Raw genomic sequence first — 24,129 nt, forward strand, 5'->3', positions numbered from 1 at the left:
AACCGCCAACCTGTGGGAAGTGGTCTGGAAGGTGGTAATCCGCCGCAAGAAACCTGGGGTTCAGCCACTCTCACGAAGATTACGCACCTTCCAGACCACCTCCTACAGGTTCGATCACTCGTGTGTGGTTATCAGCCGCCAAAGCGTTCCGGCTTTGTGAAAAACAATTGTCGCCATCGGTACTTCCAATCCTGCACGCGAAGGGAACCCGGCTCGCTCCAAAGGGCCTGATGTGCAAGGATGTCGCGCTGGACATCGCTCGATAAACGCAAAACCAAGGATTTCTCATGACTGCCATCCCCACCCCTGCGCCCGTGATCCCCGGGCGGCTGGAGCAGATGTCGACGCGCATCGCTTTCTTTATCGCAGGCTTTGGTATCGCCGCCTGGGCGCCCCTGGTGCCCTATGCCAAAGCGCGCGCAGATCTGAATGAAGGCACGCTTGGCCTGCTGCTGTTGTGCCTGGGCGTCGGCTCGATCCTCGCGATGCCGGCAGCCGGCGCCCTGGCATCGCGCTACGGCTGCCGTCGCGTACTCACCGCAGGGACGCTCATGATCTGCCTGGCCCTGCCGATGCTGGCCACGGTCAGCTCGATCCCGTTGTTGATCGCTGGCTTGTTCCTGTTTGGCGCGGGCCTGGGCACCGTGGACTCTACCGTCAATCTGCAAGCGGTGATTGTCGAGCGCGCCAGTGGCAAAACCATGATGTCGGGCTTCCATGGTTTATTCAGCCTGGGAGGGATCGTTGGCGCAGCGGGGGTTGCCGGTTTGCTGGGCCTGGGCCTGTCGCCACTGCAGGCGACGCTGGTAGTGGTGGTTATCATGGTTGCGGCATTGCTCAAGGCCGCACCGCACCTTTTGCCTTATGGCAGCGAAAGCTCCGGCCCGGCGTTTGCGGTGCCCCATGGTGTGGTGTTGTTTATTGGGTGCCTGTGTTTCATCGTATTCCTGGCCGAAGGTGCGGTGCTGGATTGGAGTGCTGTATTCCTCAGCGCTGAACGCGGCCTGGATGAAGCGTACGCAGGCCTTGGCTACGCGGCATTTGCCTTGACCATGACCGCGGGGCGTTTGACCGGTGATGCCATTGTCCGACGCCTGGGGACTACGCGCGTGATCGTGATCGGGGGCACCTTGGCGTGCGTCGGCCTGCTCATCGCGACGCTATTGCCGGCCTGGCAAACTGCATTACTGGGGTACGCATTGGTGGGTGCCGGCTGTTCAAATATCGTGCCGGTGCTGTACACCGCCGTCGGCAAACAGAAGGTCATGCCGGAACATATTGCGGTACCGGCCATCACCACGCTCGGTTACGCCGGTATTCTCGCCGGCCCTGCGGTGATCGGCTTTATCGCCCATGGCAGCAGCCTGAGTACCGCCTTTGTATTGATTGCGGTGTTGCTGGCGGCCGTGGCCATCAGCGGCAAAATCCTCAAGGTATAGGCGCGGCAGTCAGCGCGCTTTGCGAGCATCGTCCTGCTCCCGCCAGCGCTCGAGGCTTTTGTTGCTCAGCCAACCCTCTTTGTAAGTGGGGCCAAACAGTCGCGTGCCATTGGCACGTTCCAAGGAAGGCAGCAAACCAGGGCGCTCTATAACGTTTTTCGCCGTGTAGACACACCATTCACTGTACTGGGGCCTGGGCATGCCGGTAGATGGGTCCAGTACAGTGCTGCCCTGCTGATCAACTTCGTACGGGTCCTGCATGACCGCCTTGAGCTTGGCAATCTCAACGTACTGATGTTGTTCGAACAGGAAGGTGCGATCCATCGTCTTGTCTCTCAAGTGTTCAAACTGGCTTTGCAGCGCTTGCACCACTTGCGCGTTGCCTTGGGTATGAAACGGATCCTGGCTGAATACGCTCGCCGAGCTGTTGCCATGCAACGCCTGGGCTGCCGTGCTGAGACTGTCACGCGTGATATCGCCGTCGCGGCTGAAGATGGTGTCACTTAACCGCGGACGCTTGAGAATTTCCCTGACGACCTGAATGGCACCATCCAGTGCCTCGGTTTCACCCAAGGGTTGAGCCGCGATCCGCTGCAATGACATCCAGGTCAAGCGCCCCTCATTAAGGAAGGGGTGCAGCAGACCAAAGGCTTTTTCAAGAGCCTTTGCCAATTGCTTGTCCGTTGAAGTTGCACCTGGCACGGACCCGCTCGCCCGTTCAGTGGGGAAGTTCTGCAGGTCTCGATGACTTAGAACGGATAACGTTCCGCGCGAAAGAATGGGCTTGCCAGAGATGCCTCGCTCAGGCGTGCAAGAAGCTTCCTGCCAGGTGACCGGTGGTAGCGTCGTTGCTTGCGCGGCTGATCCGCCAAGGGCAAGAGGCCGGCCGGGAGGTAGTACACCCTCGATTTTCATGGATTTTCTCCAACTCTGTTCAGATGCATATCCGCTTGGTGACCTGTGCCGGAATGACCCAGATCAACGAATGGATTCCACTCGGACAAGCACCTCATATGTGGTTGGAGGGAGACGGCAGTTCCGGATGAGCAACGAATACCAATGACAATATGTAAAAGCCCAGGCAAGGCACGATCAACCTGACTTTCGACTACGCCACCACGTCGCCAGACTATTGATCAGCCCGGTGCGTTTCAGTGAGTCGGCGTGGGCCACTGGAACCTGGCGGTCCGCCAGCATGCCCCGGGAAAAATCATCTGCAACGGGTGCCTGAAACTTCCGCTCGCTGGCAAACGCTTTCATGCGCCGGGCTTGGGCCACATATTCCTGCGCAGCGGTGGGGATACCTTCTGACACACCGCCCTTCTCGGATATGGCAGGATTTGCTTGCTGGGGGTTTTGCAAAAGTTCAAGGCGGCAAGGTTGGGAGGAATTAAACGAAGTTGAAGTCATGTGTTTTCCCTCGGACAAAATGTGAAAAGTGGCGGGCCTATGCACCACCGCAGCTATCACCTATGTGGCAAATAAGCGTAAGCCGTTCCTTAAATAACGGAATCAGGCGCCGTTCTCGCAGCACAGCGCCTGAAGGTGGGTTATTGGGCCAGTAGGGCCAATGCTTTGCGACGGATCTTTCCGTCACCGTCGGCACTGACGAGGTTATCCATCAGTTTGAGCAGATCACCTCGTTTCATGACTGCCTGGGCCAATTGGATCAGGTGATCCTTGGCGGCATCGCCCGTGAGCGCCTGACTTGCGAGTTTCTTCAAGTCTCTGAATTTAAGGTTAGGCCCGCCGCTTCCCGCTTTGAGCTCATCGAAATGCTCAAGCATTTCAGCGGCCAACTCTTTGTCAGTCTTGTACTTGAAGTAGTTATCCCCCTGGATAACCGCGTTCAGACTTTTCCAATCAATAAGATCATTCAACGCACCGGTTTGACCGTCCCGGTCAAGCGCCGCCATCAGTTCCGGCCGCCGCAGCAACTCGTTGGCCAAGCGGGTGTTTTCCCTCATGACCGGATTGGGCGACCATCCTCTTTTCGCCATTGCAAGAATGCTGTCAACACTGATAGACCCAGGGTTGTTTGGGTCTCTAAAGGCATTGAAGCTGTCGCGCAATTGCTGCGCCAACTCTTCGTTGCTCTTCAATGAATATTGCGGGTCGGGCCTGCCGGGTGCGACCGGATATGGCCTCCCCCCTGCGGTAGGGTCGGGGCGCAAAGGTGGATTGCTTGCCCCTGGGTTGGGCCTTGGCGGCGGGTTGCTACAGCCTGGATCAGGTCTTGGTGGCTGCCCACAGCCGGGATGCATGGGCGGCCGATGCCCCAAGAACCAATGACTGAGCCAGCGCTTGAGTTGGCTCAGTAAGTGACGCAGCCCGGAAGGGTTGTGGTGATGGCCAAGCACATCAGCAACAGTGGTTGCCGGCTGATGTTGATCGAACACCGGCCCGGCCTTGTTTTGCGCGGACGGGAAGCTCACATGGGCAGCACTCTGATCATTGAAAGAAGGCGCAGCAGGTGCCTCGCGGGTGTGCTTGACGACGGCCTTGGCAGTGGCTTGCGAAAGGTCTGGCGTTGGTGAAGCAGAGACGGACGTATCCATCGATACCGACATAGGTTTCTCCATTACAGTGGGCGCGATTTCAGCTTGTCGCTCCAACGCAGTGTCGAAGCCCATCAGCTTTCCCATGTGTGGTTTTGTGTCGGAAACAGTTCCTGATCCAGCAACAATATGTGCTTTGACGGTGTAGGAAACAGATCAGGCAGGGTCGCGTTACGTCTGGCACAGGTAAAAAAAATCGCAGCCCCTGGGCTGCGATGTTTGCCAACAATCGAAGATCAGAACCCTACGCTTGCCTGTACAAAGAACGTGCGCGGCTCGCCCAGGTATATCCCGGCATTGTTGTCACTGGAGCGCGTGTAATGTTGCTGGTCGAAGAGGTTTTTCACCCCCACGCCAAGCTTCAGGTTCGACAGTTGCGCGCCAAAGTCATAACCGCTGCGCAGGTTGACCGACACATAGCCCGGAATATCACCGTACTGGCCGTCAGCGGTGCCTTGAGTGATGTAGGTGGTGCCGGTGCCTGGCGCACGTTGGCCAGACTGGGCATAGATGTCCAGGTTGTGGGTCCAGTGGTTGACATCGTAGCGCAGGCCCAGGGTCGCCACTTCACGGGAATACAGCGGCAGATCGCGGCCCTTGAACGGCACGTCACCCTCGGAGGTGGCCTTGGTATAGGTAAAGCCGGCGTTGGCGGTCAGGCCGTCGAGGCGCGGGTCAAGATTGGACAAGTCGTAGTGAGCCGACGCTTCGATACCGGCGTGCTTGGTGGCGCCGAGGTTGGTCCAGCCCACGTCGTTGCTGACGTATTGCAGTTCATCGGCAAAGTCGATGTAGAACAGCGTCACTTCGCCGCCCCAGATGCTGTCGTTGTAGCGCGTCCCGATCTCGTAGGTCTTGGCTTTTTCCGGGTTCAGGCCATTGGCGGTCTGGTTGCCGGTACCGCCCTGCCCCAACTGGAAATACTGCAAGCTGCCGAAGGAGGTTTCGTAGTTGGCGAACAGTTTCCATGCGTCGCTGACGTGGTACATCACGCTCAGGGCCGGTAGCGGTTCATTGTTGTGGATCTCGCGGCGCTTTTCCTCGGTACGCTTGCCGTTCAGGGCCACGACCGGGCGGTCATGCCATTCGGTGCGGATGTCTTCAAAGCGGATGCCCGGGGTGATCGTCCATTGGCCGATGTCGATTTTGTTGTCGATGTAGAAAGCGTTGGCTTCGGTGCCGCCGGTGCGGTCTTGATAAACGTGGCCGTCGTTCTGCCCACCTGGCGTGGGCACGTTGTTGACCAGGTTCAGGCTCGTGGCTTGTTCGTGCATGCCTTCCTTCAAGTAGCGGTAGCCAACGCTGACTTCCTGCGTGCTCGGGCCCACGTCGAACACATGGGACACCCGCGGTTCGATGCCGAAGGTGTAGTAGGTGCGGGGGTAGGAACTGAGGGTTTTCAGATCGCGGTTGGCGATGTTGCTGCCTCGAAAGCTGTCGGAGTAGTAGGTCAGTACTTCTGCCTGGGTACGGTCGTCGATCTGGCGGATGTACTTGAAGGACACGTCCTTGCGGCGGCCGCTGAAGTTGTCCCAGTCGCGCACCGACTGGTAAGGGTTGGCGTCAAATTGCTTCTGGGTCAGACCACCGGGCATGTCGGCGCTGGCATCGTAATAGTGGAAGTTGAGCGAGAAGTCGTCTTGATCAGTCGGCGCCCAGTGGGTCTTGAAGATCACGTCGTCAATGTCGTTGGAATTGTTGCTGTTGCGGTAGCCGTTGCCATTGACGCCGGAGTACAGCAACGCGGCGCCGATGCCGTTGTCGGCGGTGCCGCCGATAAACGCATTCTCCACGTGCTTCCATCCACCGTGGGCGGACGTTTGCAGGGTGGTACCGACTTCACCGGAGAATTTTTCCGGGATGGCGCGGGTCACGAAGTTGATCACGCCGCCGACGTTTTGTGGGCCATAGCGCACGGAGCCGGCGCCGCGCACGACGTCGATGCTGTCCAGGTTACCGGCGGAAATGGGGGCCATCGACAGTTGCGGCTGGCCGTACGGGGCGAAGGCTGCCGGTACACCATCAATCAGCACGGTGGAGCGTGGCGACAGGCGTGAGGTCAAGCCGCGTACGCCGACGTTGAGGGAAATATCGCTGCCACCGGTGCCATTGGATTCCTGCACCTGCACACCAGGCACGCGGCGCAATACGTCACCAACGTTCATTGCGCCCTGCTCCACCATGGCTTCGCGGCGCACCACAGTGCGTGCTCCCGCATGGTTTTGCACCACGGCGGCATCGGCATCGCCGAGCCAGTCGCCCACCACCTTGATGTCGGTGACGCCCAGTTCCAGTGGCGAGCCGGCCTCGCCGGTGCCGGCGCTCAACGTGCGCAAGGTCACCGAACCTGCGTCGATCTGGTAATCCAGCCCACTGCCTTGCAGCAATTGGCGCAGGGCTTGTTCAGGCGAGAGATTGCCATCCACCGCGGGGGCTTGCTTGCCGGCGACCATATCGGGGCTGAAGAACACTTGCAGCGAAGTTTGCTGGCCCAGTTGGCTCAAGGCTGCGCCCAGGGGCTGGGCGCGAATATGAATGCCATCGCCGGCCTGGGCGACAGGCAGCGCGATGCTGACAGCAATGGACAGGGCGAGCGGCGCCCAGCGGGAGATTTTATTGTTGTAGAGGGCGAATTTTTTCACGTCGAACCTAATCCTGTGATCGCAAGAGTGTGCGGCCGTTAATGCAAACCAGTTGCAGTTGCAGGAGAAGACGAACAACTCGAAAAAAACCTGAATGTCAGCGTGAAATAATTTCCTGAGTACCGTCCGGCAAGGCGCGCAAGGCAACCGGCAGGATATGCGGCAGGGCTTTGAGCAAAGCGTCGGTGTCGTTGGCGTTGAACACGCTGGTCAGGCGCAGGTTACCCACCGCTGGCGTGCTGACGCGCAACGGTTGCTCGCGGTAACGCGATACTTCCCGCGCCACCTCGGCCAGGGTGGCGTTGTTGAACACCAGTTTACCGGTGCGCCATGCCGTCAGTTCTTCAGGGTTCACCGCGTAGGCTGCGGCCACCTGGCCCTGAGTATCGACGTGAGTGCCCCGGCCGGCGGTGAGCGTCACGATTTGGGTCGATGCCTGCCCCTGCACCTTGACCGTGCCGGCTTCGACCACCACGCGGGTCTGCTCATCATCGCGCCGCACATCGAAGCGCGTGCCGGTGACCGTCACCTGCCCTGCGCCGGCGGCGACCACAAAGGGGCGACTGGCGTCGTGCTCGACGCTGAACATCGCCTCGCCCTGCTTGAGTTCAATGCCTCGCCGGCCTTTTTCGTAGTGAACCGCAACCACGCTGCGGCTGTTGAGGTCCATCACAGAACCGTCGGGCAGAGCCACCTGGCGCTGCTCGCCCACTCGGGTACTGAACTCGGCGCTGTAGGGCTTTGGCTGGCCCAGCCCGCTGACCAAACCCAGGCCCACCGCAATGGCAACCACACTGGCCGCTACCGCATAGCGCAACACCGCAGCACGCCTGGGGCGCTCAGCCGGCGCGTCGCACAGGGCCTGCAAACGGGGTTGGGAAAGCAGATCCGTGGCGCTCCACAGCCCTTGCAGCACATCGAATTCATATTGGTGTTCGGGCTGCTCGGCACGCCAGGCGTCGAAACGTTGACGCTCTTCGGCATTCAACGGGCCGTCTTGCAGGCGCACAAACCATTGCGCCGCCTCGTCACGGGCACGCTTATCCATCGGGGAAGATCCTGTTCCTAAGCGGGTCATGGCGCCATTGCATCCAGGCGGTCACGCAGATGCCGCAGGGTGCGGATCATATACTTTTCCACCATGTTTTTAGACAGCCCCAGGCGCGCGGCGATTTCCTGCTGGGTGAGCCCCTCGATTTTCTGCCAGATAAAAATCTTGCGGCAGTTGAGCGGCAACTCGGCCAGGGCCCGCTCGATGGAGTCGGCCAACTGAATCGCGTGCATGTAATGCTCCGGGTCGCCGTTATGGGGCGCCTGATCCACGGCCTGCAACGTCAACGCCTCGCGGCGTTCGTCGCGGCGGTAGCCGTCCACCGCGATATTGCGGGCGGTTTGATGCAGGTAGGCGCGTGGTTGCGCAACCTCGCTGGCGTGGGACTCAAGCACTCGCACAAAAGTATCGTGGGTCAGATCCTCGGCTTGTTGACGGTTCCTCAAGCGGCGGGTCCAGGTTCCGATCAACTCTTCGTAGTGCTCGAAAAAGCCTGTTCTGCGGGGCGGCTGAGGAATCATCGCGAAGGCACTGAGGAGGCGGGGCGTGAATAGTAATGCTTCCTATTAAGCGGAGCAATTGCTGTACATCAGCGGTACGCCCGCCGCATTCAAAACCCTCAACTTTTTGAAATCACGCTGCTCATGTATTGATGCAGATCGCGAAAATCCTGAACGCTCCACGCGTGCGGCGCTATTTTTACACCGTTGTCCTTCAAGGTCTTTGGAATCAGGTTGCCATTTGGGCGAAGTATGATCGACGAGACGATCACCCCAGGATAATCATGCAGCCGCTGCTTGAATGCGGCGGTAGTAAGGTCAGGCGTGGGCGGATTGCTTTTTTTAGCCAATGGCCCGCTGGCCTTTATATCCGGTCCATGGCACACAGCGCACCGTTGGAGATAGAGCGTTTTGCCATTGCTGTTTTCCGCTACGGCCAATGACACTTGAAGCAGTGATAAAACAACTGTTAAGCCTATGACTAAGGGTTTCATTGTTGGGGTGCCTGTCGACATGCGCATTCCTTTGCTCCATCCCTTATCTTTTGTTTTCAGCATATTACGATAAACCTGCGCCTTGCGCCCCGGCGCTACGCCAACGGCCCCGGCCTGGGCGTACAAGCCATGCGATGAACTTCCACTCCCCGCCGCCAGTCAGCTGAAAGGACTCTCATAAACACAGTGGGTGGGCGATGCGGATTTCCTTGCAGCAACAAGTGGCCCTGGTCACCGGTGCCAGTTCCGGCATTGGTGCGGGCGCGGCTAAAGCGCTGGCCGACGCTGGCGCGGCGGTGGTGCTTAACTACAACTCCCAGGCGGCACCCGCCGAGGCCCTTGCGGCGCAGATCAATGCCAACGGCGGCCGAGCGCTTGCCATCGGCGGCGATGTGTCCAAGGAGGCCGACGTCGAGCGCCTGTTCGCTCAGACCCTCGATGCCTTTGGCAGCCTGGATATTCTGGTAGCCAACTCCGGGCTGCAAAAAGACGCCAACCTGGTCGACATGACCCTTGAGGACTGGAACACCGTGATCGGTGTCAACCTCACCGGGCAGTTCCTCTGCGCCCGCGCGGCGGTGCGTATCTTCAATCGTCAGGGGGTGCGTGAGGGCGTGTCACGGGCCGCCGGCAAAATCATCCATATGAGTTCGGTGCATCAAGTCATCCCTTGGGCCGGGCATGTGAACTATGCGGCGTCCAAGGGTGGCGTGGAGATGCTGATGCGCACTCTCGCCCAGGAAGTCAGCGAGCAACGCATCCGCATCAATGGCATTGCGCCGGGAGCGATTCGTACGGCGATCAACCGCGCCGCCACTGAAGGCGCGGCGGAAAAAGAGCTGCTTAAATTGATTCCTTATGGCCGCGTCGGTGATGTGGAAGATGTGGCCAATGCGGTGGTGTGGTTGGCCAGTGATGCTTCTGATTATGTGGTCGGCAGTACGCTGTTCATTGATGGCGGCATGAGCCTTTATCCGGAGTTTCGCGGCAATGGTTGATTTGAAGAAAGAGCCCCAGAGCGCCATCGATGCCCATGGCATCATCGGCGACATGCGCAGTGCCGCACTGGTAAATGACCGGGGCAGCATCGACTTTTTCTGTTGGCCGGAATTCGACAGCCCGTCGATCTTCTGCGCGCTGCTCGACACGCCCGATGCCGGCACCTTCCAACTCACCCCGGACCTGCCCAACGCCCGCCGCGAGCAGATCTACCTGCCTGACACCAACGTACTGCAAACCCGCTGGCTGAGTGACGAGGCGGTGGTGGAAATCACCGATCTGCTGGTCGTCAGCGAAGACGTTGACGATTTGCCGCTGCTGATTCGCCGAGTGCGCGTGGTCAGTGGCCAGGCAACTATGCATCTGCGCTGCACCGTGCGCCATGACTATGCCCGCGCCAAGACTCACGCTACAGCGGACGATGGCGGTGTAGTGTTCCGCGCCGACGGCCAGCCCGGCCTGCGCCTGGTGGGCAGCCAGCCGCTGACCCTCGACGCGGATGCGGCCGTCACTCGCTTCACCCTGGCCCAGGACGAAGGCGCCGAATTTGTGCTCGGCGGCCAGGACGATCCGCGGGTGATCAACGACTGCACCAATCTTTATCTGGAGCGCACCCTGGCGTTCTGGCGCGGCTGGATCGGACAGTCCAATTACCGTGGACGCTGGCGCGAAATGGTCAATCGTTCGGCCTTGGCGCTTAAGCTTTTGACCTCACGCAAGCACGGCGCAATCATCGCCGCGGCGACTTTCGGCCTGCCGGAAAGCCCCGGCGGCGAGCGCAACTGGGATTACCGCTACACCTGGATCCGCGATGCCTCATTCACCGTCTACGCGTTTATGCGCCTGGGCTTTGTCGAGGAAGCCAACGCCTATATGCGCTGGCTCAAGGGCCGAGTCAGCGACTGCTGCGGCCAGCCCACCAAGATCAACATCCTCTATGGCATCGACGGTCGCCAGGAGTTGCCGGAAACCACCCTCGATCATTTGAGCGGCCACGGCGGCGCACAACCGGTGCGTGTGGGCAATGAAGCGTTCGACCAGATCCAGCTGGATATCTACGGCGAACTGATGGACGCCGTTTACCTGGTCAACAAGTACGGCGAAGCCATTTCCCACGAAGGCTGGAAACATACGGTGGAAGTGGTCGATCAAGTGTGTGAGATCTGGAACCGCAAAGACGTGGGCATCTGGGAAATGCGCGGCGAGCAGCATCACTTTCTGCACTCGCGCCTGATGTGCTGGGTGGCCCTGGATCGTGCCATTCGCCTGGCCTCCAAACGCTCACTGCCCGCCCCGTTTGCACGCTGGGACCAGACGCGTCAGGCAATCTACGCCGATATCTGGAGCAACTTCTGGAACGAAGAGCGCGGGCATTTCGTACAGCATATCGGCAGCACGGCGCTGGACGGCTCGATGTTGTTGATGCCGCTGGTGCGCTTCGTTGCCGCCACCGACCCGCGTTGGCTGGCGACGCTGGAAGCAATCCAGAAAAGCCTGGTGCGCGACGGCATGGTCTACCGCTACCGCAATGACGACAGCCAGATCGACGGGCTGCAAGGCACCGAAGGCGCGTTCGCCGCCTGCTCGTTCTGGTACGTCGAATGCCTGGCCCGCGCCGGGCAGGTGGAAAAAGCCCATCTGGAATTCGAACAGCTGCTGCGCTACGCCAACCCGCTGGGGTTGTACGCCGAAGAGTTCGACAGCCAGGCTCGGCACTTGGGCAACACACCCCAGGCGTTGAGCCATCTGGCCTTGATCAGTGCGGCAACGTTCCTGGACCGCAAACTCAGCGGGGAGAAGACTGTATGGCAACCCTGACCTCCCCGGCCGCGCTGTTGTATGTACGCACGTCCATGCTAGACGTGGCTTACGAGACGCACGGCCCCATCGCGGGCGAGCCGGTGATCCTGCTGCATGGCTTCCCTTATGACCCTCGCGGCTATGACGACATCGCGCCGGTGCTGGCCGAGCAAGGCTATCGGGTGTTGGTCCCGTATTTGCGCGGGTATGGCCCGACGCGGTTTATCAACGACCAAATCATGCGCTCCGGCCAGCAAGCGGCGTTAGCCAAGGACCTGCTGGATTTCATGGATGCGCTGTCCATCAGGCAAGCCACTCTCGCCGGGTATGACTGGGGTGGGCGCGCGGCGTGTATTGTTGCCGCGCTGTGGCCCGAGCGGGTGCGCGGCCTGGTGACGGGGGATGGTTACAACATCCAGGACATCGCCAAGTCCCTCAAGCCTCGGGCGCCGGAAACCGAGCATCGATTGTGGTACCAGTATTACTTTCACACCCAGCGTGGGGTTGACGGTTTGACCGCCAACCGACGTGAGCTGTGTGAGTTGCTATGGCGGCTTTGGTCGCCGACCTGGCATGAAGGGCCGAGTCTGTATGGCAAGACGGCGCCATCGTTTGATAACCCGGATTTTGTCGCGGTGGTGATTCACTCCTATCGGCATCGATTCATGTATGCACCGGGTGATCCCGCGCTGGAACCCATTGAGCAGGCATTGGTGCAGCCACCGGCGATAACGGTGCCCAGCATTTCATTGTGCGGCGCCGATGATGGCGTGGGCCCGCCTTCGCAAGAGGATGACGATGTGGAGCACTTCCGCGGTTTTTATCGACGGCAAGTGCTGCCATGTGTTGGCCATAATGTGTTCCAGGAGGCGCCCCATGTCACGCTGGCAGCACTGCTGGAATTACTCGACCGCTGAAAAACGCTCCCGATATGCCTGAGGCGTCACCGACAAGGTCCGCAGGAAACTGCGGCGCAATGTTTCTTCACAGCCAAAGCCGCAATGCATAGCAATGCGTTTGATCGAAGTGGTGCCGTCTGCCAATTGCCGGCGGGCACTTTCGAGTCGGATCAGTTCAACCGCACGCGCCGGGGTTTGGCCGGTCTCGGCGCGATAGTGGCGCACGAAGCTGCGCTCACTCATACCGGCCTGGGCCGCCAAGGTGGCGATGTTAAGGTCCAGCGTCAGGTTTTCGGCGATCCAGGCGTGCAATTCGGCAAAGCGGCTGTCGCTCTTTTGCAACGATAACGTCACGCTGAATTGCGACTGCCCGCCAGGGCGCTTGAGGAAGACCACCAAGTGCCGCGCCACTTCCAGGGCGAAGGCGCGTCCCAGGTCCTCTTCTACCAGGGCCAGGCACAGGTCGATCCCGGCAGTCACACCGGCCGAGGTCCACACCGCGCCTTGCTGGATGAAAATCGGATTGGACTCCACCGTCAGCGCCGGATATTTACGCGCCAGTTCTTCACAACGCGTCCAGTGCGTGGCCACGCGGCAGCCGTCGAGCAGGCCACTGGCGGCCAGCAGAAACGCCCCGGTGCAGACCGAAGCCATGCGCCGGGCGTGCCGGGATTTTTCCCGCACCCAGTGCACCAGCGCCGGCTCGTCGGCAGCGCCGTACACGCCCCAGCCTCCGGCGATTACCAGCGTGTCACACGGTGTATCGATCGCTGGCAGCGGCTCGGCCAGTAGCGCCAACCCGGAAGACGTCATCACCGGCCCAGCCTGCGCTGCAATCACACTTGCGGTGTAGGGCAACGGCAAGCCACGCTGGCGCGCCAGGTCATTGGCCGACGCGAACACTTGCAGGGGCCCGGTCACATCGAGCACCTGGGCATTGTCAAAGGCGAGTACGTGGATAATTCTGGGCATATTGGCGTGATTCGTGGGCTCAATGGCGTACTCGCCAAAGCCTAGGCTTCTACAGTGAGGTCGTCCATTCCTTTTCGGAGCTTGATTCATGACCTTGCAGATCGGCTTTCTGTTGTTCCCCGGCATCCAGCAACTGGACCTTACCGGCCCCTATGATGTCCTCGGTTCGCTGCCAGACGTGAAGCTGCACCTGGTGTGGAAAGACCTCGCGCCGATCACCTCCAGCACTGGCCTGGTATTCACGCCGACCATGACCTACGCCGACTGCCCGAACCTGGATGTGCTTTGCGTACCCGGCGGCGCCGGTGTAGGCCCATTGATGGAAGACCCGCAAACCCTGGATTTTCTCAAGGCCCAGGCACAGACAGTGCGCTACATGACCTCGGTGTGCACCGGCTCACTGGTATTGGGCGCGGCAGGGTTGCTGCGCGGTCGCAAGGCCACCACCCACTGGGCTTACCACGACCTGCTCGCGCCGCTCGGCGCCATCCCCGTGCAGGAACGCGTGGTGCGTGACGGCAACCTGTTTACCGGCGGAGGCATCACGGCAGGAATCGACTTTGCGCTGACCCTGGCGGCCGAGTTGTATAGCGAAGCGGCGGCGCAACTGGTGCAGTTGCAGATCGAATATGCGCCGGCCCCTCCGTTTGACTCAGGCCGCCCGGAGACGGCGCCCAGGCATGTACTGGAGGAAGCCAACAAGCGCACGGTGGAGTCACGCAGAGTGCGCGGGGAGATTGTTGCGCGGGCAGCTGCGCGGTTGGGGTGAATGTTCATCGTGGCGAGGGAGCTTGCTCCCGCTGGGGCGCGAAGCGGCCCCGTTCTTGGTTCAGAAGAATGGGACTGCTACGCGGTCCAGCGGGAGCAAGCTCCCTCGCCACAGTACAGCGCTGATCTTAAATGACTGGCATCGGGGCAAGCCCACGAAGAGTCCTCCTTGAGGGCAACACCATTACTGCGCTCGCGTCTCGCAGCCTCCCTCTACTACCCGATCAACCAGCAACTGAACGCCTTCTACCATCCGGCAAATCCCCAACACCACACTGCGTTGCGAACCTTCAACCTCAAAGGCCAGGTGCGCCGCAATGGCATTGATGGAGTCCAGATCCTGGGAGGCATTGACCAGCAGGGTTTCTGTGTCGAGGTTGGGACGGAGGGTGAAGAGCAGGTTTGAATCTGAAGGAAGATTGGGGCTGTCTTTGATCATGGTGTAGTTCCTGAGAGTAATGGACTACTGGAGTAATTCGGATTTCTCACGTCCGGTCGCTGAATTGGCAGCGACTGGGCAAGACTAGTGATGACCATTCCTAGCAGCAACCTTAAAGGGGTGTGGGAAAAAACCGGCTTCAGCGCCTGGACGCAAGGTGAGTCCTAGGCTGCTGTACGAAACTTCTTTTGATTCTTTCGGGGGTAAACGGCCTGTTCGGTTGTAGCCGACAGTAACCACGATGCGAAGCGAGCCGCTCTTGATCTTGATCTGCTTTTGATCTTAGGCGCCCCGTTAAACCACGCTGGCCGGAATTCGACAGGGATTTGGGGGGTAAACCGGCAGGGATGCCGGTTTAGCCGCCCCGCGCCATGGATGGCGCGTGGCGGCGGCCCCCCAAATCACTGGCGGATTACGGGCACACCGAGCCCAGGCGAGGTGCCGAGTGGTGGGGCAAGAGCGTTTTGCTTACTTTGCCGCTTTTGCAAAGTGAGCCGCCGTCAGGGCGGAACCCTAAGTAGCCGTTACCGCAGGAATGGATATGCTCTCGGTATGACTGTGCCGGCTGTCAGGCCGCCATCGCAGGCAAGCCAGCTCCCACAATTGGATCGTGGCGGTGTCAGGTAGATAAGCATCGCCTGTCAGGCCGCCATCGCAGGCAAGCCAGCTCCCACAATTGGATCGTGGCGGTGTCAGGTAGATAAGTGTCGCCTGTCAGGCCGTCATCGCAGGCAAGCCAGCTCCCACAATTGGATCGTGGCGGTGTCAGGTAGATAAGTGTCGCCTGTCAGGCCGTCATCGCAGGCAAGCCAGCTCCCACAATTGGATTGTGAGGTGTCAGGTAAATGAGCATCGACTGGCAGACCGTTACGGGAGCAAGCTCCCTCACCACACAGAAACCTGCTTGGCTTCCCGCGTGTCGTCAGGCAGGACGCGACATCACCGCCAAGCGCACGGCCAACGCCATCAGCACCGCCGCCAACCCCCACTTCTGCAGCCAGGCGCTTTTGGCGCGTTTGGCGAAGAAGCGGCTGAGCACCCCGCCAAACATGCCCAGCAACACGTGAAACACACTCGCGATCAGCGTCAGCACGGTGCTTGCAGGCTCTACAAAAAATTGTGCTGGATACATTACTGACGCAGCAAACCAGTGATTGCTGAATGCCACAACCAACGTCTAGAATGCGAAACATTATCAATTAAGCCTGCTGCGCCAGGATGACCATGTCGAGCGATCACCCACTGGACCATGCCGCCATCGGCCAGCTTTACCAAGCCCACCACTCCTGGCTGCGCGGCTGGTTGAGCCGGCGCACGGGTTGCCATGAGCGCGCCGCTGACCTCGCGCAGGACACCTTCGTGCGCCTGCTCAACGCGCGCAAGCAACAAACCTTGCAGCAGCCGCGTGCTTATTTGAGCAGCATTGCACGCAGTCTGATGATCGACCAATACCGACGCCGCGAGCTGGAACGGGCCTACCTGGAGAGCCTTGCGCACTTTGCGCAAGTCGAGGTGCCGAGCGAAGAAACCCGGGTGTTGATCCTCGACAGCCTGGAACGCATTGACCGTTTACTCGACCAGCTCAAGCCGCGAGTGCGGGAGGCGTTTCTATTGGCGCAACTGGACGGCCTGACCTGCCCGCAAATCGCCCTGCGCCTGGGCGTATCCAAGGCCACGGTGGAGCGTGACCTGTCCAAGGCGCTGCACGCCTGCTACCGGTTGCGTTATGCCGAATGCTGATCCGCGCCTGGTAGACCAGGCCATCCAATGGATGATCAAGCTGCGCTTCAACACCGCTGACGACGCCAGCACGGCGGCTTTCGAACAGTGGCTGCACACCAGCGCCGCTCATGAACTGGCGTGGCAGCGCGTGGCGACAATGAATGATGACTTCACCCAACTGCCGGCGCATGTCAGTCGCCATGCCCTCAATGGCGCACGCCAACGTATCAGTCGGCGTGAAGGCTTGAAGTTGCTGGGGTTGTTTGCCGGTGCCGCCGGGCTGACCTGGCTGGGTCGCGACTACACGCCGCTGCCCGCGCTGATGGCCGATTACCGCACGGCCACCGGGGAACGGCGATGGGTGGCGTTGAACGATGGCAGCAAGGTCCAGCTTAACAGCGCCAGTGCCATTGATATCACGCTGAACACCGAGCGGCGGCTGGTGAACCTGCTCCAGGGTGAAGTGCTGGTCAATACCGGCGCCGACACCCGCCCGTTTTGGGTACACACCCGCGATGGTTACCTGCGCACTCTGGGCACGCGCTTGCTGGTACGCGAAGAACCCCAGGGCACGTTGCTGGCGGTGCAACAGGGCACGGTCGCGGTGTATGCCGGCAGCCATGACGCCAGTGCACGTCAACTGATCAACCCGGGCGAACAGGTGCTGTTTAACCGTAGCGGCATTCGCCCTTCTCCCACCCATGGCCTGGATCCCTGGGCCTGGAGCGACGGCGTGATCAGCGCACACAATATGCGCCTGGACGACTTCCTGGCCGAACTGAGCCGCTACCGCAACGGCTTGCTGCGTTGCAGCGAAGCCGTTGCCGGGCTGCGGGTTTCGGGCACTTATCAGCTGGAGGACACCGATCAGGTGCTCAAGTTGGTGGCGCAATCGTTGTCGATCAATGTGACCTACCGCAGCCGCTACTGGGTGACCGTCTCCGCTCGGGTTTGAGTGGCCGAAAATAAATGAGGTGAATTCTCATTGCCATTCGACCTGTAAGGAAAGGCCGATCAACAGGCCGGTGTTGTCCACTTCCTTCAGGAGCATCCCGCGGTCATGCAAGCGTTCCCCTCCAAACGTTCACCCCTCAGACACGCCATCAATGCCACCCTGCTTGGCGCATGCGTAGCGGCCGGCGCCTTGCCGTCTACCGCCAGTGCCCAGGACGCCGGCAGCGAGCGCCAGGCCCGCACCTGGAATATTGCCCCTGGCCCTTTGGCGGGCGCCCTTGATCAGTTTGCGCGGCAGGCCGGTATCAGCCTGTCGTATGACGCAGGTAGCGTGGCCGGCAAGAGCAGCCCAGGGCTGAGCGGCAGCCTGGCCCCGCAGCAGGCCCTGACTCGGTTGCTTCAGGGCCAGGGCTTGCAGGCTCAAAGCCAGGGCCAGAACGCTTGGTTGCTCTTACCCCAGCAGCAAGACGGCTCGGCGCTGAACCTGGGCGCCACCACCATCACCGGCGATCGTTTGGGCGCCACCACCGAAGGCAGCGGCTCCTACACCACTGGCGCGGTGACCATCGGCAAGGGCGAACACAGCCTGCGACGCACGCCGCAATCGGTGAGCGTGATGACCCGCAAGCTGATGGATGACCAGAACATCACCACCATCGACCAATTGCTGGAGCGCACACCAGGGATCACCAGCTACGAGTCGCCCATGGGCGGCAAGTATTTTTACTCCCGGGGCTTCAAGATGCTCGGCCAGTACCAGTTCGACGGCGTGCCGCTGGACATCGGCAAGGACTACATACAGGCCGACAGTTTCAGCGCGAACATGGCGATTTATGACCGGGTGGAGGTGCTCAAAGGCGCCGCCGGTATGCTCAAGGGCGCCGGCACCGCCAGCGGCGCAGTGAACTTCGTGCGCAAGCGGCCCCAGGCCACGCCCACCACCAGCCTCGGGCTGTCGGCAGGCACCTGGGATAACTACCACGCCGAACTCGACACCGGCGGCCCGTTGAATGACAGCGGCACAGTGCGTGGCCGTGCATCGGTCAGCCAACAGAATCGCGGCTCCTACATGGACCTTGCCAAGCGCCAGGACCAGGCGTTTTATGCGGCACTGGACATGGATGTCAGCCCTGACACCACCCTGGGCTTCGGCGCCAGCTACGAAGATGTGGACGCCACGCCGTGCTGGAGCGGCCTGCCCCGCTACCGCGACGGCAAAAGCCTCGGCCTGAGCCGCTCCACCTGCCTGGGACAGGCCTGGAATGATTGGCAAAGCCAGCGCACCACGCTGTTCGCCGATCTAACCCATCACTTCAATGACAACTGGAAACTCAAAGTCAACGCCGTACACAGCCGTAACCTGCAAGACATCAAATACGCCGCCAGCGAAAGCACCGTGGACTATGGCAACCCGGCCCCTACCCTCACCAGCTACGCAGCCTTGCTGGACTACGATCACAAGGACTACGGCCTGGATGCCTACATCGACGGTCAGTTTGAAGCCTTTGGCCTGCAACATGAGCTGATCCTCGGTGCCAACGGCAGTCGTGGCACCCAGGACGATGTCTATGCGATCCGCAACCTGCCCCAGCGCCAAAGCGTTTTCAACCCCAACCACCACTTCCCGGAACCTGCCGACGATACCTTCTGGCCCAACATGTACCGTGGCGGCACGGTCAAGGAAACCGCCACCCAATACGGTGCCTACGCCACCTTGCGTCTGCGTCTGGCCGAACCGTTGATGCTGGTGCTCGGCAGTCGCGTCAGTTGGTATGAAAACCGCCGTGAGTCCTTGAACCTGGCCTGGGGCGAGTGGGCCGACCAGGATGCACGCACCAAGGAAACCGGGGTGGTCACGCCGTTTGCCGCGCTGATCTACGACCTCAATGACAACCTCTCGGTGTACGCCAGCTACGCCGATATCTTCCAGCCGCAAAGCTCCTACGCTACGGTCAGCGGTTCGGCCCTGAAGCCGAAAATGGGCGAGAACTATGAGTTGGGCATCAAGGGCGAATGGTTTGACGGGCGTCTGAACAGCTCCCTGGCATTGTTTCGCGCCATCGAAAAAAACGCTGCCCAAACCGATTTCGAGACCCGCTGCGGCAGCTCCTCCGACGGCTACTGCTACACCGACACGGGCAAAGTGCGCGCCCAAGGGGTCGAGGCCGAGTTGAGCGGCGAATTGCTTGAACGCCTGCAAGTGTTTGGCGGCTATACCTACACGCAAACCAAGAACCTGAAGAACATCGACAGCGCAGCCGAAGGCGCAGTGTCCAACACCTATGTGCCACGGCATATGCTGCGCTTGTGGGGCGACTACCAGTTGGACGGTGCGCTGTCGAAATGGACAGTCGGCGCAGGGGTCAACGCCCAAAGCAGCAACTACCGGCTGCAAACCATCAAACTGGAACAGGCCGGGTATGCGTTGTGGAATGCGCGCCTGGCGTATCAGGTGGATGACACCTGGACCGTGGCGCTCAATGGCAACAACTTGTTCGATAAAAACTACTACCAGACCGTGGGCACCTCAGGCTGGGGTAATCTCTATGGAGAGCCGCGCAACCTGACCCTGAGCCTTAAAGGCAAGTTCTAGGCACTGCCCCTCCTGTAGGAGCGAGCTTGCTCGCGAAAAACTCACAGACGCCGCGTTTATCCAGGAAGCACGCGTTATCGTTGACGTTTTTCGCGAGCAATCTCGCTCCTACAACTTCCCCCTCCTGCCATCGTCAGAAAGCTTTTTTTCGCTGGCAGGCAAATCCGCACGTTTGTTCCTACACTCCAAAAAGCCAGCATCAATTCTCGATTTTTCTGAAAGCGCCCCTCCCATGTCAATTAATCGTCATATCATGGGGGCCTTATGAGAGCCATTGACGGCAAAGGCGAAAAAGCCAAAACATTGACACGGATCCTCAAGAGAGCCACTATTTAGCCATCACTCCGTAAATTCCTGCGTCTGAACAGGCATTACGTATTACCCAGCAACAGCAGTTGTTCGATTTGCACCACTTGTAAAGCAAAGCTGCCTTATGGATGAGCAAACGAATAGGAACGTTCTGGTGGTGTATTGAGGATCTGATGTATGCGCGGTAAATCGTCGGTCGATAGCCTGTTTTTGACTCGTCCCGGTTTCGTTGAGTTTTTTGTCGTTTTCGTGAAACTGATCCACGGCCTCACGGCTGTGGTGCCGGCAATTATTCTGTTGTTCTACCCGGACCCAGTCGCCGAGCACATGCGCAACCACTACCTGGGCCTGCTGGTGTTCTTTGCGCTCTTGACCATCATTCTGTTCCAGGCCCTGGGGGTGTACTCCGAGGATCTGTTCAGTAACCGCCTGCGTTTTCGCGTGATGCTGGTGGCCTGGGTCTCGGCGTTTTGCATCCTGTTGTTCATGTACCAGATCCTGCTGCTGTTCCCACAGTTGAGCCCACGCAACCTGGCGGCCTGGTTTTCCATGAGCCTGGTGCTGTTTGGCGTGGAGCGGATATTGATGCTGCGCCTGTATCGCCATTTGATGAAGAACGGCAAGTTCTTGCAGCGCACGGTGATCCTGGGCTTTACCGAAACAGCAGTGCATGTGGCTGAACACCTGTCGCGCAACAGCGATATCCGGTCCGGCCTGATCGGCTTTATCGACGACCGTACCGAGCGCATCCCCAAGGAATTGAGCCGCCTGCCCTTGCTGGGCAATACCCGCGACCTGGAAAAGTTGATCCGCTCCGAACAGGTCAACCAGGTGATGATCACCCTGCCCTGGGCCGCCGAGCAGCGTATCAATGGGCTGGTCAAGCGCCTGCGGCAGATGTCGGTAAACGTCATGCTGGTGCCGGACATGGCCGCCCTGCGCTACGGCCATAACCGCATCACCGATGTGGGCGGCATTCTGATGTTCAACACCTCGCAGTTGCCCCTGCGCGGCTGGTCGCCCTTTATCAAGCGTTGCGAAGACCTGCTGCTGGCCAGCCTCGGCCTGTTGCTGCTGTCACCGGTGATGCTGGTGACGGCCATCGCGATCAAACTCGATTCCAAGGGCCCGGTGCTGTTTCGCCAGAAGCGCTTTGGCTACAACGACAACCTGATCCGGGTGTTCAAGTTCCGCTCGATGTACGTCGAACAGACCGACCTCAACGCCGAAAACCAGACCACGCGCCAGGACCCGCGCATCACCAGGGTAGGCAGGATCATCCGCAAGACCAGCATCGATGAGCTGCCACAACTATTCAACGTGCTGCTGGGCAATATGTCGATGGTCGGCCCGCGCCCCCACGCCACAGCCACCAAGGCCGCCGGGATTCCGTTCGAGCAAGCGGTCAGCGAATACAGCTCCCGCCACCGGGTCAAGCCAGGCATTACCGGCTGGGCGCAGATCAATGGCTACCGCGGCGAGACCGACACCCTGTTCAAAATCCAGAAGCGTGTCGAATACGACCTGGAATACATCGCCAAATGGTCGGTGTGGCTGGATCTGTACATCGTTTTCATGACGGTCCCGGCCGTCCTTTCCACCAAGGAAGTCTATTGATGAACCCTCTTAACGGATTGATTCCCTGCATCATCTCCGGTGGTTCGGGCACGCGGCTGTGGCCGGTTTCGCGGCAGAACATGCCCAAGCCCTTTATGCGTATGCGCGACGACCAAAGCCTGCTGCAAAAGACCTTCCTGCGCGCCAGCCGCTTGCCCGGGGTGCAGAGCATTCTGACGGTGACCAACCGCGACCTGCTGTTTCGCACCCTCGACGACTACCGCGCGGTGAACATCCAGCGACTGGCCCTTGAACTGCTGCTGGAGCCGTTTGGCCGCAACACCGCCGCCGCCATTGCCGTGGCCGCCTTGCATGTGCAGGAGCATTTCGGCGCTGAGGCGCAGTTGCTGGTGATGCCCGCCGATCACCTGATCCTTGATGAGACGGCCTTTGCCCAAGCGGTGGAAAAAGCCCGTGCGCTGGCCGAGGCCGGGTACCTGGTGACCTTCGGCATCCAGCCTGACCGTGCCGAAACCGGCTTTGGCTACATCGAACAAGGCGCAGCGTTGGGTGCAGGGTTTCAGGTCCGGCGCTTTGTCGAAAAGCCCGACCTGGCCACCGCCCAAGGCTATCTGGATGGCGGCAAGCACCTGTGGAACGCCGGCATGTTCTGCTTCAAGGCGGCCAGCCTGTTGGAAGAATTGGCCAGCCACGCCCCGGCAGTCCTGGACGCCGCCAAGGCCGCGCTGGAGCACAGCCAGAGCCTGCACAACAGCAGCAGTCGCCAGCGTGAGCTGAGCCCGGAAGGCTTCGGTACCGCGCCGGACATCTCCATCGACGTGGCCCTGATGGAAAAATCCGCAAAGGTCGCGGTCGTGCCCTGCAATATCGGCTGGAGCGATATCGGCTCCTGGGAAGCGCTGCGCCAACTCACCCCCAGTGATGACAATGGCAACCAGATCAATGGCGAGGCGATCTTGCACGACGTGCATAACTGCTACATCGACTCGCCCAAGCGCGTACTCGGCGCCGTGGGCGTGCGTGACCTGATCATCGTCGACACCCCGGACGCCCTGTTGATCGCCGACGCGCATCGCAGCCAGGACGTGCGCCATATCGTCGCCGAACTCAAGCGCCAGAATCACCCGGCCTTCAGCCTGCATCGCACCGTCACCCGGCCCTGGGGCACCTACACCGTGCTGGAAGAAAGCACACGTTTCAAAATCAAGCGCATCGTGGTCAAGCCCAAAGGCTCGCTGTCTCTGCAAATGCACCATCACCGCAGCGAGCATTGGGTAGTGGTCAGCGGCGCAGCGATGATCACCAATGGCGAGCGCGAGATCCTGCTCAATATGAACGAGTCCACCTACATTCCCGCCGGGCACAAACACCGCCTGACCAACCCCGGCATCATCGACCTGGTGATGATCGAGGTACAGAGCGGTGAGTACCTGGGTGAAGACGACATCGTGCGTTATGACGACATCTACGGCCGCGCGCCGGTGGAAGAGAAACCCTGATGCGCACGTCCCTGATCATCCCCACCCGCAACGCGGCGAGCCATCTGGACCGCCTGCTGCCGGCGCTGCGCATGCAAACCCTGCAACCGGACGAAATGCTGGTGGTCGACAGCGCATCGAGCGATGACACCGTAGCGCGCTTTCGCGAGTTTGGCGCACGGGTGGAGGTGATTGATGCCCGCGACTTCAACCACGGCGGCACTCGGCGCTGGGCCAGTGAGCAGGTGGGCGGCGACGCCTTGATCGTCATGACCCAGGACGCGATCCCGGCCACGGCCGAAACCTTCGCCAACCTGATCAGCGAGCTGCAACTGGAGCCGCTCAATGGTGTGGCCTATGGACGGCAACTGCCGCACCCCGGCGCCGGGGTGCTGGGGGCGCAGTCGCGGCACTTCAATTACCCGGCGACCAGCCGCAGCAAAAGCCTGGCCGATGCACCGCACTTGGGCATCAAGACCTGCTTCAGCTCCGACTCGTTTTCGGTGTACCGGCGCAGCGCCCTGCAGGCGGTGGGCGGTTTCCCCCAGGATGTGATTGGCAGCGAAGACGCCTATGTCGCCGCCCGCATGGTGCTGGCCGGCTACCAGGTGCGCTACGCCGCCAGCGCGCAGGTGTATCACTCCCACGATTACCGCTTGCTGGAAGAGTTCAAGCGTTACTTCGATATCGGTGTGTTCTACGGCCGCGAGCCGTGGATTCGCCAGGCGTTCGGCGACGCCGGCGGCGAAGGGAAACGTTATGTGCTGGCCGAACTGCGCGCATTGCGCGAGGCCAACGCGCTGCACCGTGCGCCGGAAGTGGTGGTGCGCAGTGCCTTTAAATTGCTGGGTTATCGCCTCGGCCACCTTGAACGCCACTTGCCCAACTCGCTTAAACGGCGCCTGGGCATGTTTTCCACCTACTGGACTTGAGC

The 24,129-nt window shown here is 60.4% G+C and carries 20 protein-coding genes and 1 pseudogene; 11 read left to right on the top strand and 10 right to left on the bottom strand.

All coding sequences use genetic code 11. The features are described from left to right. Positions 1–287: 287 nt before the first annotated feature. On the top strand, positions 288–1,439 hold the full coding sequence (locus tag TX23_RS24010) for an MFS transporter (RefSeq protein ID WP_057704344.1): 1,152 nt from the start codon (positions 288–290) through the stop codon (positions 1,437–1,439). 9 nt (positions 1,440–1,448) lie between these two features. Here TX23_RS24010 and TX23_RS28260 read toward each other — a convergent pair whose 3' ends face one another. The 7 genes from TX23_RS28260 to TX23_RS24045 all read right to left on the bottom strand — a co-directional run bounded on the left by TX23_RS28260 (position 1,449) and on the right by TX23_RS24045 (position 8,684). Next, the gene (locus TX23_RS28260; protein ID WP_186562008.1) at positions 1,449–2,354 is read right to left on the bottom strand and encodes a type III secretion protein; all 906 of its coding nucleotides are present in this window, start codon (positions 2,352–2,354) and stop codon (positions 1,449–1,451) included. Positions 2,355–2,531: 177 nt separating this feature from the next. Continuing rightward, positions 2,532–2,849, bottom strand: coding sequence for a hypothetical protein (locus tag TX23_RS24020; protein WP_057704345.1), 318 nt, complete (start codon positions 2,847–2,849; stop codon positions 2,532–2,534). A 140-nt stretch (positions 2,850–2,989) separates the two neighbouring features. Next, positions 2,990–4,072 carry a type III secretion effector protein gene (locus TX23_RS28265; RefSeq protein ID WP_244885983.1) on the bottom strand — a complete coding sequence of 361 codons (1,083 nt, stop codon included), beginning with the start codon at positions 4,070–4,072 and terminating at the stop codon, positions 2,990–2,992. A gap of 161 nt (positions 4,073–4,233) precedes the next feature. After that, the gene (locus TX23_RS24030; RefSeq protein ID WP_057704347.1) at positions 4,234–6,639 is read right to left on the bottom strand and encodes a TonB-dependent siderophore receptor; all 2,406 of its coding nucleotides are present in this window, start codon (positions 6,637–6,639) and stop codon (positions 4,234–4,236) included. A 97-nt stretch (positions 6,640–6,736) separates the two neighbouring features. Continuing rightward, the gene (locus TX23_RS24035) at positions 6,737–7,687 is read right to left on the bottom strand and encodes a FecR family protein (protein WP_057704348.1); all 951 of its coding nucleotides are present in this window, start codon (positions 7,685–7,687) and stop codon (positions 6,737–6,739) included. A gap of 26 nt (positions 7,688–7,713) precedes the next feature. Next, a complete protein-coding gene (locus tag TX23_RS24040) occupies positions 7,714–8,211 on the bottom strand; it encodes a sigma-70 family RNA polymerase sigma factor (RefSeq protein ID WP_057704349.1) in 498 nt (165 codons plus the stop codon). A 98-nt stretch (positions 8,212–8,309) separates the two neighbouring features. Further along, positions 8,310–8,684 (bottom strand): c-type cytochrome, encoded by a 375-nt coding sequence (locus tag TX23_RS24045; protein WP_087149518.1) that lies wholly within the window; start codon positions 8,682–8,684, stop codon positions 8,310–8,312. Positions 8,685–8,881: 197 nt separating this feature from the next. Here TX23_RS24045 and TX23_RS24050 point away from each other — a divergent pair, with 197 nt between their 5' ends. Genes TX23_RS24050 through TX23_RS24060 form a run of 3 tightly spaced genes read left to right on the top strand, consistent with a single transcriptional unit; the run spans position 8,882 to position 12,400 of the window. Further along, entirely contained in the window at positions 8,882–9,682 is an 801-nt protein-coding gene (locus tag TX23_RS24050) for a glucose 1-dehydrogenase (RefSeq protein ID WP_057704351.1), read from the top strand. After that, a complete protein-coding gene (locus tag TX23_RS24055) occupies positions 9,675–11,501 on the top strand; it encodes a glycoside hydrolase family 15 protein (protein WP_057704352.1) in 1,827 nt (608 codons plus the stop codon). The genes TX23_RS24050 and TX23_RS24055 overlap by 8 nt, the downstream gene beginning before the upstream one ends. Continuing rightward, entirely contained in the window at positions 11,489–12,400 is a 912-nt protein-coding gene (locus TX23_RS24060; protein ID WP_057704353.1) for an alpha/beta fold hydrolase, read from the top strand. The genes TX23_RS24055 and TX23_RS24060 overlap by 13 nt, the downstream gene beginning before the upstream one ends. On the opposite strand, the gene TX23_RS24065 is transcribed toward TX23_RS24060, so the two are convergent. Then, on the bottom strand, positions 12,386–13,354 hold the full coding sequence (locus TX23_RS24065) for a GlxA family transcriptional regulator (protein WP_057704354.1): 969 nt from the start codon (positions 13,352–13,354) through the stop codon (positions 12,386–12,388). The genes TX23_RS24060 and TX23_RS24065 overlap by 15 nt on opposite strands. A gap of 88 nt (positions 13,355–13,442) precedes the next feature. Here TX23_RS24065 and inhA point away from each other — a divergent pair, with 88 nt between their 5' ends. Beyond that, positions 13,443–14,123, top strand: a complete 681-nt coding sequence (inhA, locus tag TX23_RS24070; protein WP_057704355.1) for an isonitrile hydratase — start codon at positions 13,443–13,445, stop codon at positions 14,121–14,123. Between the two features lie 183 nt (positions 14,124–14,306). On the opposite strand, the gene TX23_RS24075 is transcribed toward inhA, so the two are convergent. After that, on the bottom strand, positions 14,307–14,561 hold the full coding sequence (locus TX23_RS24075) for a DUF6124 family protein (protein WP_057704356.1): 255 nt from the start codon (positions 14,559–14,561) through the stop codon (positions 14,307–14,309). Positions 14,562–15,483: 922 nt separating this feature from the next. After that, positions 15,484–15,654: pseudogene (locus tag TX23_RS24080) on the bottom strand (LysE family translocator); the annotation flags it as partial. 131 nt (positions 15,655–15,785) lie between these two features. Here TX23_RS24080 and TX23_RS24085 point away from each other — a divergent pair. From TX23_RS24085 to TX23_RS24110, 6 genes are all read left to right on the top strand, one after another. Continuing rightward, positions 15,786–16,301, top strand: coding sequence for a sigma-70 family RNA polymerase sigma factor (locus TX23_RS24085; protein WP_057704358.1), 516 nt, complete (start codon positions 15,786–15,788; stop codon positions 16,299–16,301). Further along, positions 16,288–17,238, top strand: a complete 951-nt coding sequence (locus TX23_RS24090; RefSeq protein WP_057704359.1) for a FecR domain-containing protein — start codon at positions 16,288–16,290, stop codon at positions 17,236–17,238. The genes TX23_RS24085 and TX23_RS24090 overlap by 14 nt, the downstream gene beginning before the upstream one ends. Positions 17,239–17,343: 105 nt before the next feature. Beyond that, the gene (locus tag TX23_RS24095) at positions 17,344–19,830 is read left to right on the top strand and encodes a TonB-dependent siderophore receptor (RefSeq protein ID WP_057704360.1); all 2,487 of its coding nucleotides are present in this window, start codon (positions 17,344–17,346) and stop codon (positions 19,828–19,830) included. A 486-nt stretch (positions 19,831–20,316) separates the two neighbouring features. After that, entirely contained in the window at positions 20,317–21,756 is a 1,440-nt protein-coding gene (locus tag TX23_RS24100; RefSeq protein WP_057704361.1) for an undecaprenyl-phosphate glucose phosphotransferase, read from the top strand. Next, on the top strand, positions 21,756–23,216 hold the full coding sequence (locus tag TX23_RS24105) for a mannose-1-phosphate guanylyltransferase/mannose-6-phosphate isomerase (protein ID WP_057704362.1): 1,461 nt from the start codon (positions 21,756–21,758) through the stop codon (positions 23,214–23,216). Before TX23_RS24100 ends, TX23_RS24105 begins: the two co-directional genes overlap by 1 nt. Continuing rightward, positions 23,216–24,127 (top strand): glycosyltransferase family 2 protein, encoded by a 912-nt coding sequence (locus TX23_RS24110; protein WP_057704363.1) that lies wholly within the window; start codon positions 23,216–23,218, stop codon positions 24,125–24,127. The genes TX23_RS24105 and TX23_RS24110 overlap by 1 nt, the downstream gene beginning before the upstream one ends. The last annotated feature ends 2 nt before the right edge of the window (positions 24,128–24,129 follow it).

This window comes from Pseudomonas paralactis (assembly GCF_001439735.1).
Classification (GTDB): domain Bacteria; phylum Pseudomonadota; class Gammaproteobacteria; order Pseudomonadales; family Pseudomonadaceae; genus Aquipseudomonas; species Aquipseudomonas paralactis.

Coding starts and splice junctions, on each gene's coding strand:
- TX23_RS24100 (WP_057704361.1), top strand. CDS start 20,317: ATGCGCGGTAAATCGTCGGTCGATAGCCTGTTTTTGACTCGTCCCGGT.
- inhA (WP_057704355.1), top strand. CDS start 13,443: ATGACCTTGCAGATCGGCTTTCTGTTGTTCCCCGGCATCCAGCAACTG.
- TX23_RS24050 (WP_057704351.1), top strand. CDS start 8,882: ATGCGGATTTCCTTGCAGCAACAAGTGGCCCTGGTCACCGGTGCCAGT.
- TX23_RS24105 (WP_057704362.1), top strand. CDS start 21,756: ATGAACCCTCTTAACGGATTGATTCCCTGCATCATCTCCGGTGGTTCG.
- TX23_RS24095 (WP_057704360.1), top strand. CDS start 17,344: ATGCAAGCGTTCCCCTCCAAACGTTCACCCCTCAGACACGCCATCAAT.
- TX23_RS24045 (WP_087149518.1), bottom strand. CDS start 8,684: ATGAAACCCTTAGTCATAGGCTTAACAGTTGTTTTATCACTGCTTCAA.
- TX23_RS24090 (WP_057704359.1), top strand. CDS start 16,288: ATGCCGAATGCTGATCCGCGCCTGGTAGACCAGGCCATCCAATGGATG.
- TX23_RS24010 (WP_057704344.1), top strand. CDS start 288: ATGACTGCCATCCCCACCCCTGCGCCCGTGATCCCCGGGCGGCTGGAG.
- TX23_RS24060 (WP_057704353.1), top strand. CDS start 11,489: ATGGCAACCCTGACCTCCCCGGCCGCGCTGTTGTATGTACGCACGTCC.
- TX23_RS28260 (WP_186562008.1), bottom strand. CDS start 2,354: ATGAAAATCGAGGGTGTACTACCTCCCGGCCGGCCTCTTGCCCTTGGC.
- TX23_RS24055 (WP_057704352.1), top strand. CDS start 9,675: ATGGTTGATTTGAAGAAAGAGCCCCAGAGCGCCATCGATGCCCATGGC.
- TX23_RS24065 (WP_057704354.1), bottom strand. CDS start 13,354: ATGCCCAGAATTATCCACGTACTCGCCTTTGACAATGCCCAGGTGCTC.
- TX23_RS24035 (WP_057704348.1), bottom strand. CDS start 7,687: ATGGATAAGCGTGCCCGTGACGAGGCGGCGCAATGGTTTGTGCGCCTG.
- TX23_RS28265 (WP_244885983.1), bottom strand. CDS start 4,072: ATGGGCTTCGACACTGCGTTGGAGCGACAAGCTGAAATCGCGCCCACT.
- TX23_RS24110 (WP_057704363.1), top strand. CDS start 23,216: ATGCGCACGTCCCTGATCATCCCCACCCGCAACGCGGCGAGCCATCTG.
- TX23_RS24020 (WP_057704345.1), bottom strand. CDS start 2,849: ATGACTTCAACTTCGTTTAATTCCTCCCAACCTTGCCGCCTTGAACTT.
- TX23_RS24040 (WP_057704349.1), bottom strand. CDS start 8,211: ATGATTCCTCAGCCGCCCCGCAGAACAGGCTTTTTCGAGCACTACGAA.
- TX23_RS24085 (WP_057704358.1), top strand. CDS start 15,786: ATGTCGAGCGATCACCCACTGGACCATGCCGCCATCGGCCAGCTTTAC.
- TX23_RS24075 (WP_057704356.1), bottom strand. CDS start 14,561: ATGATCAAAGACAGCCCCAATCTTCCTTCAGATTCAAACCTGCTCTTC.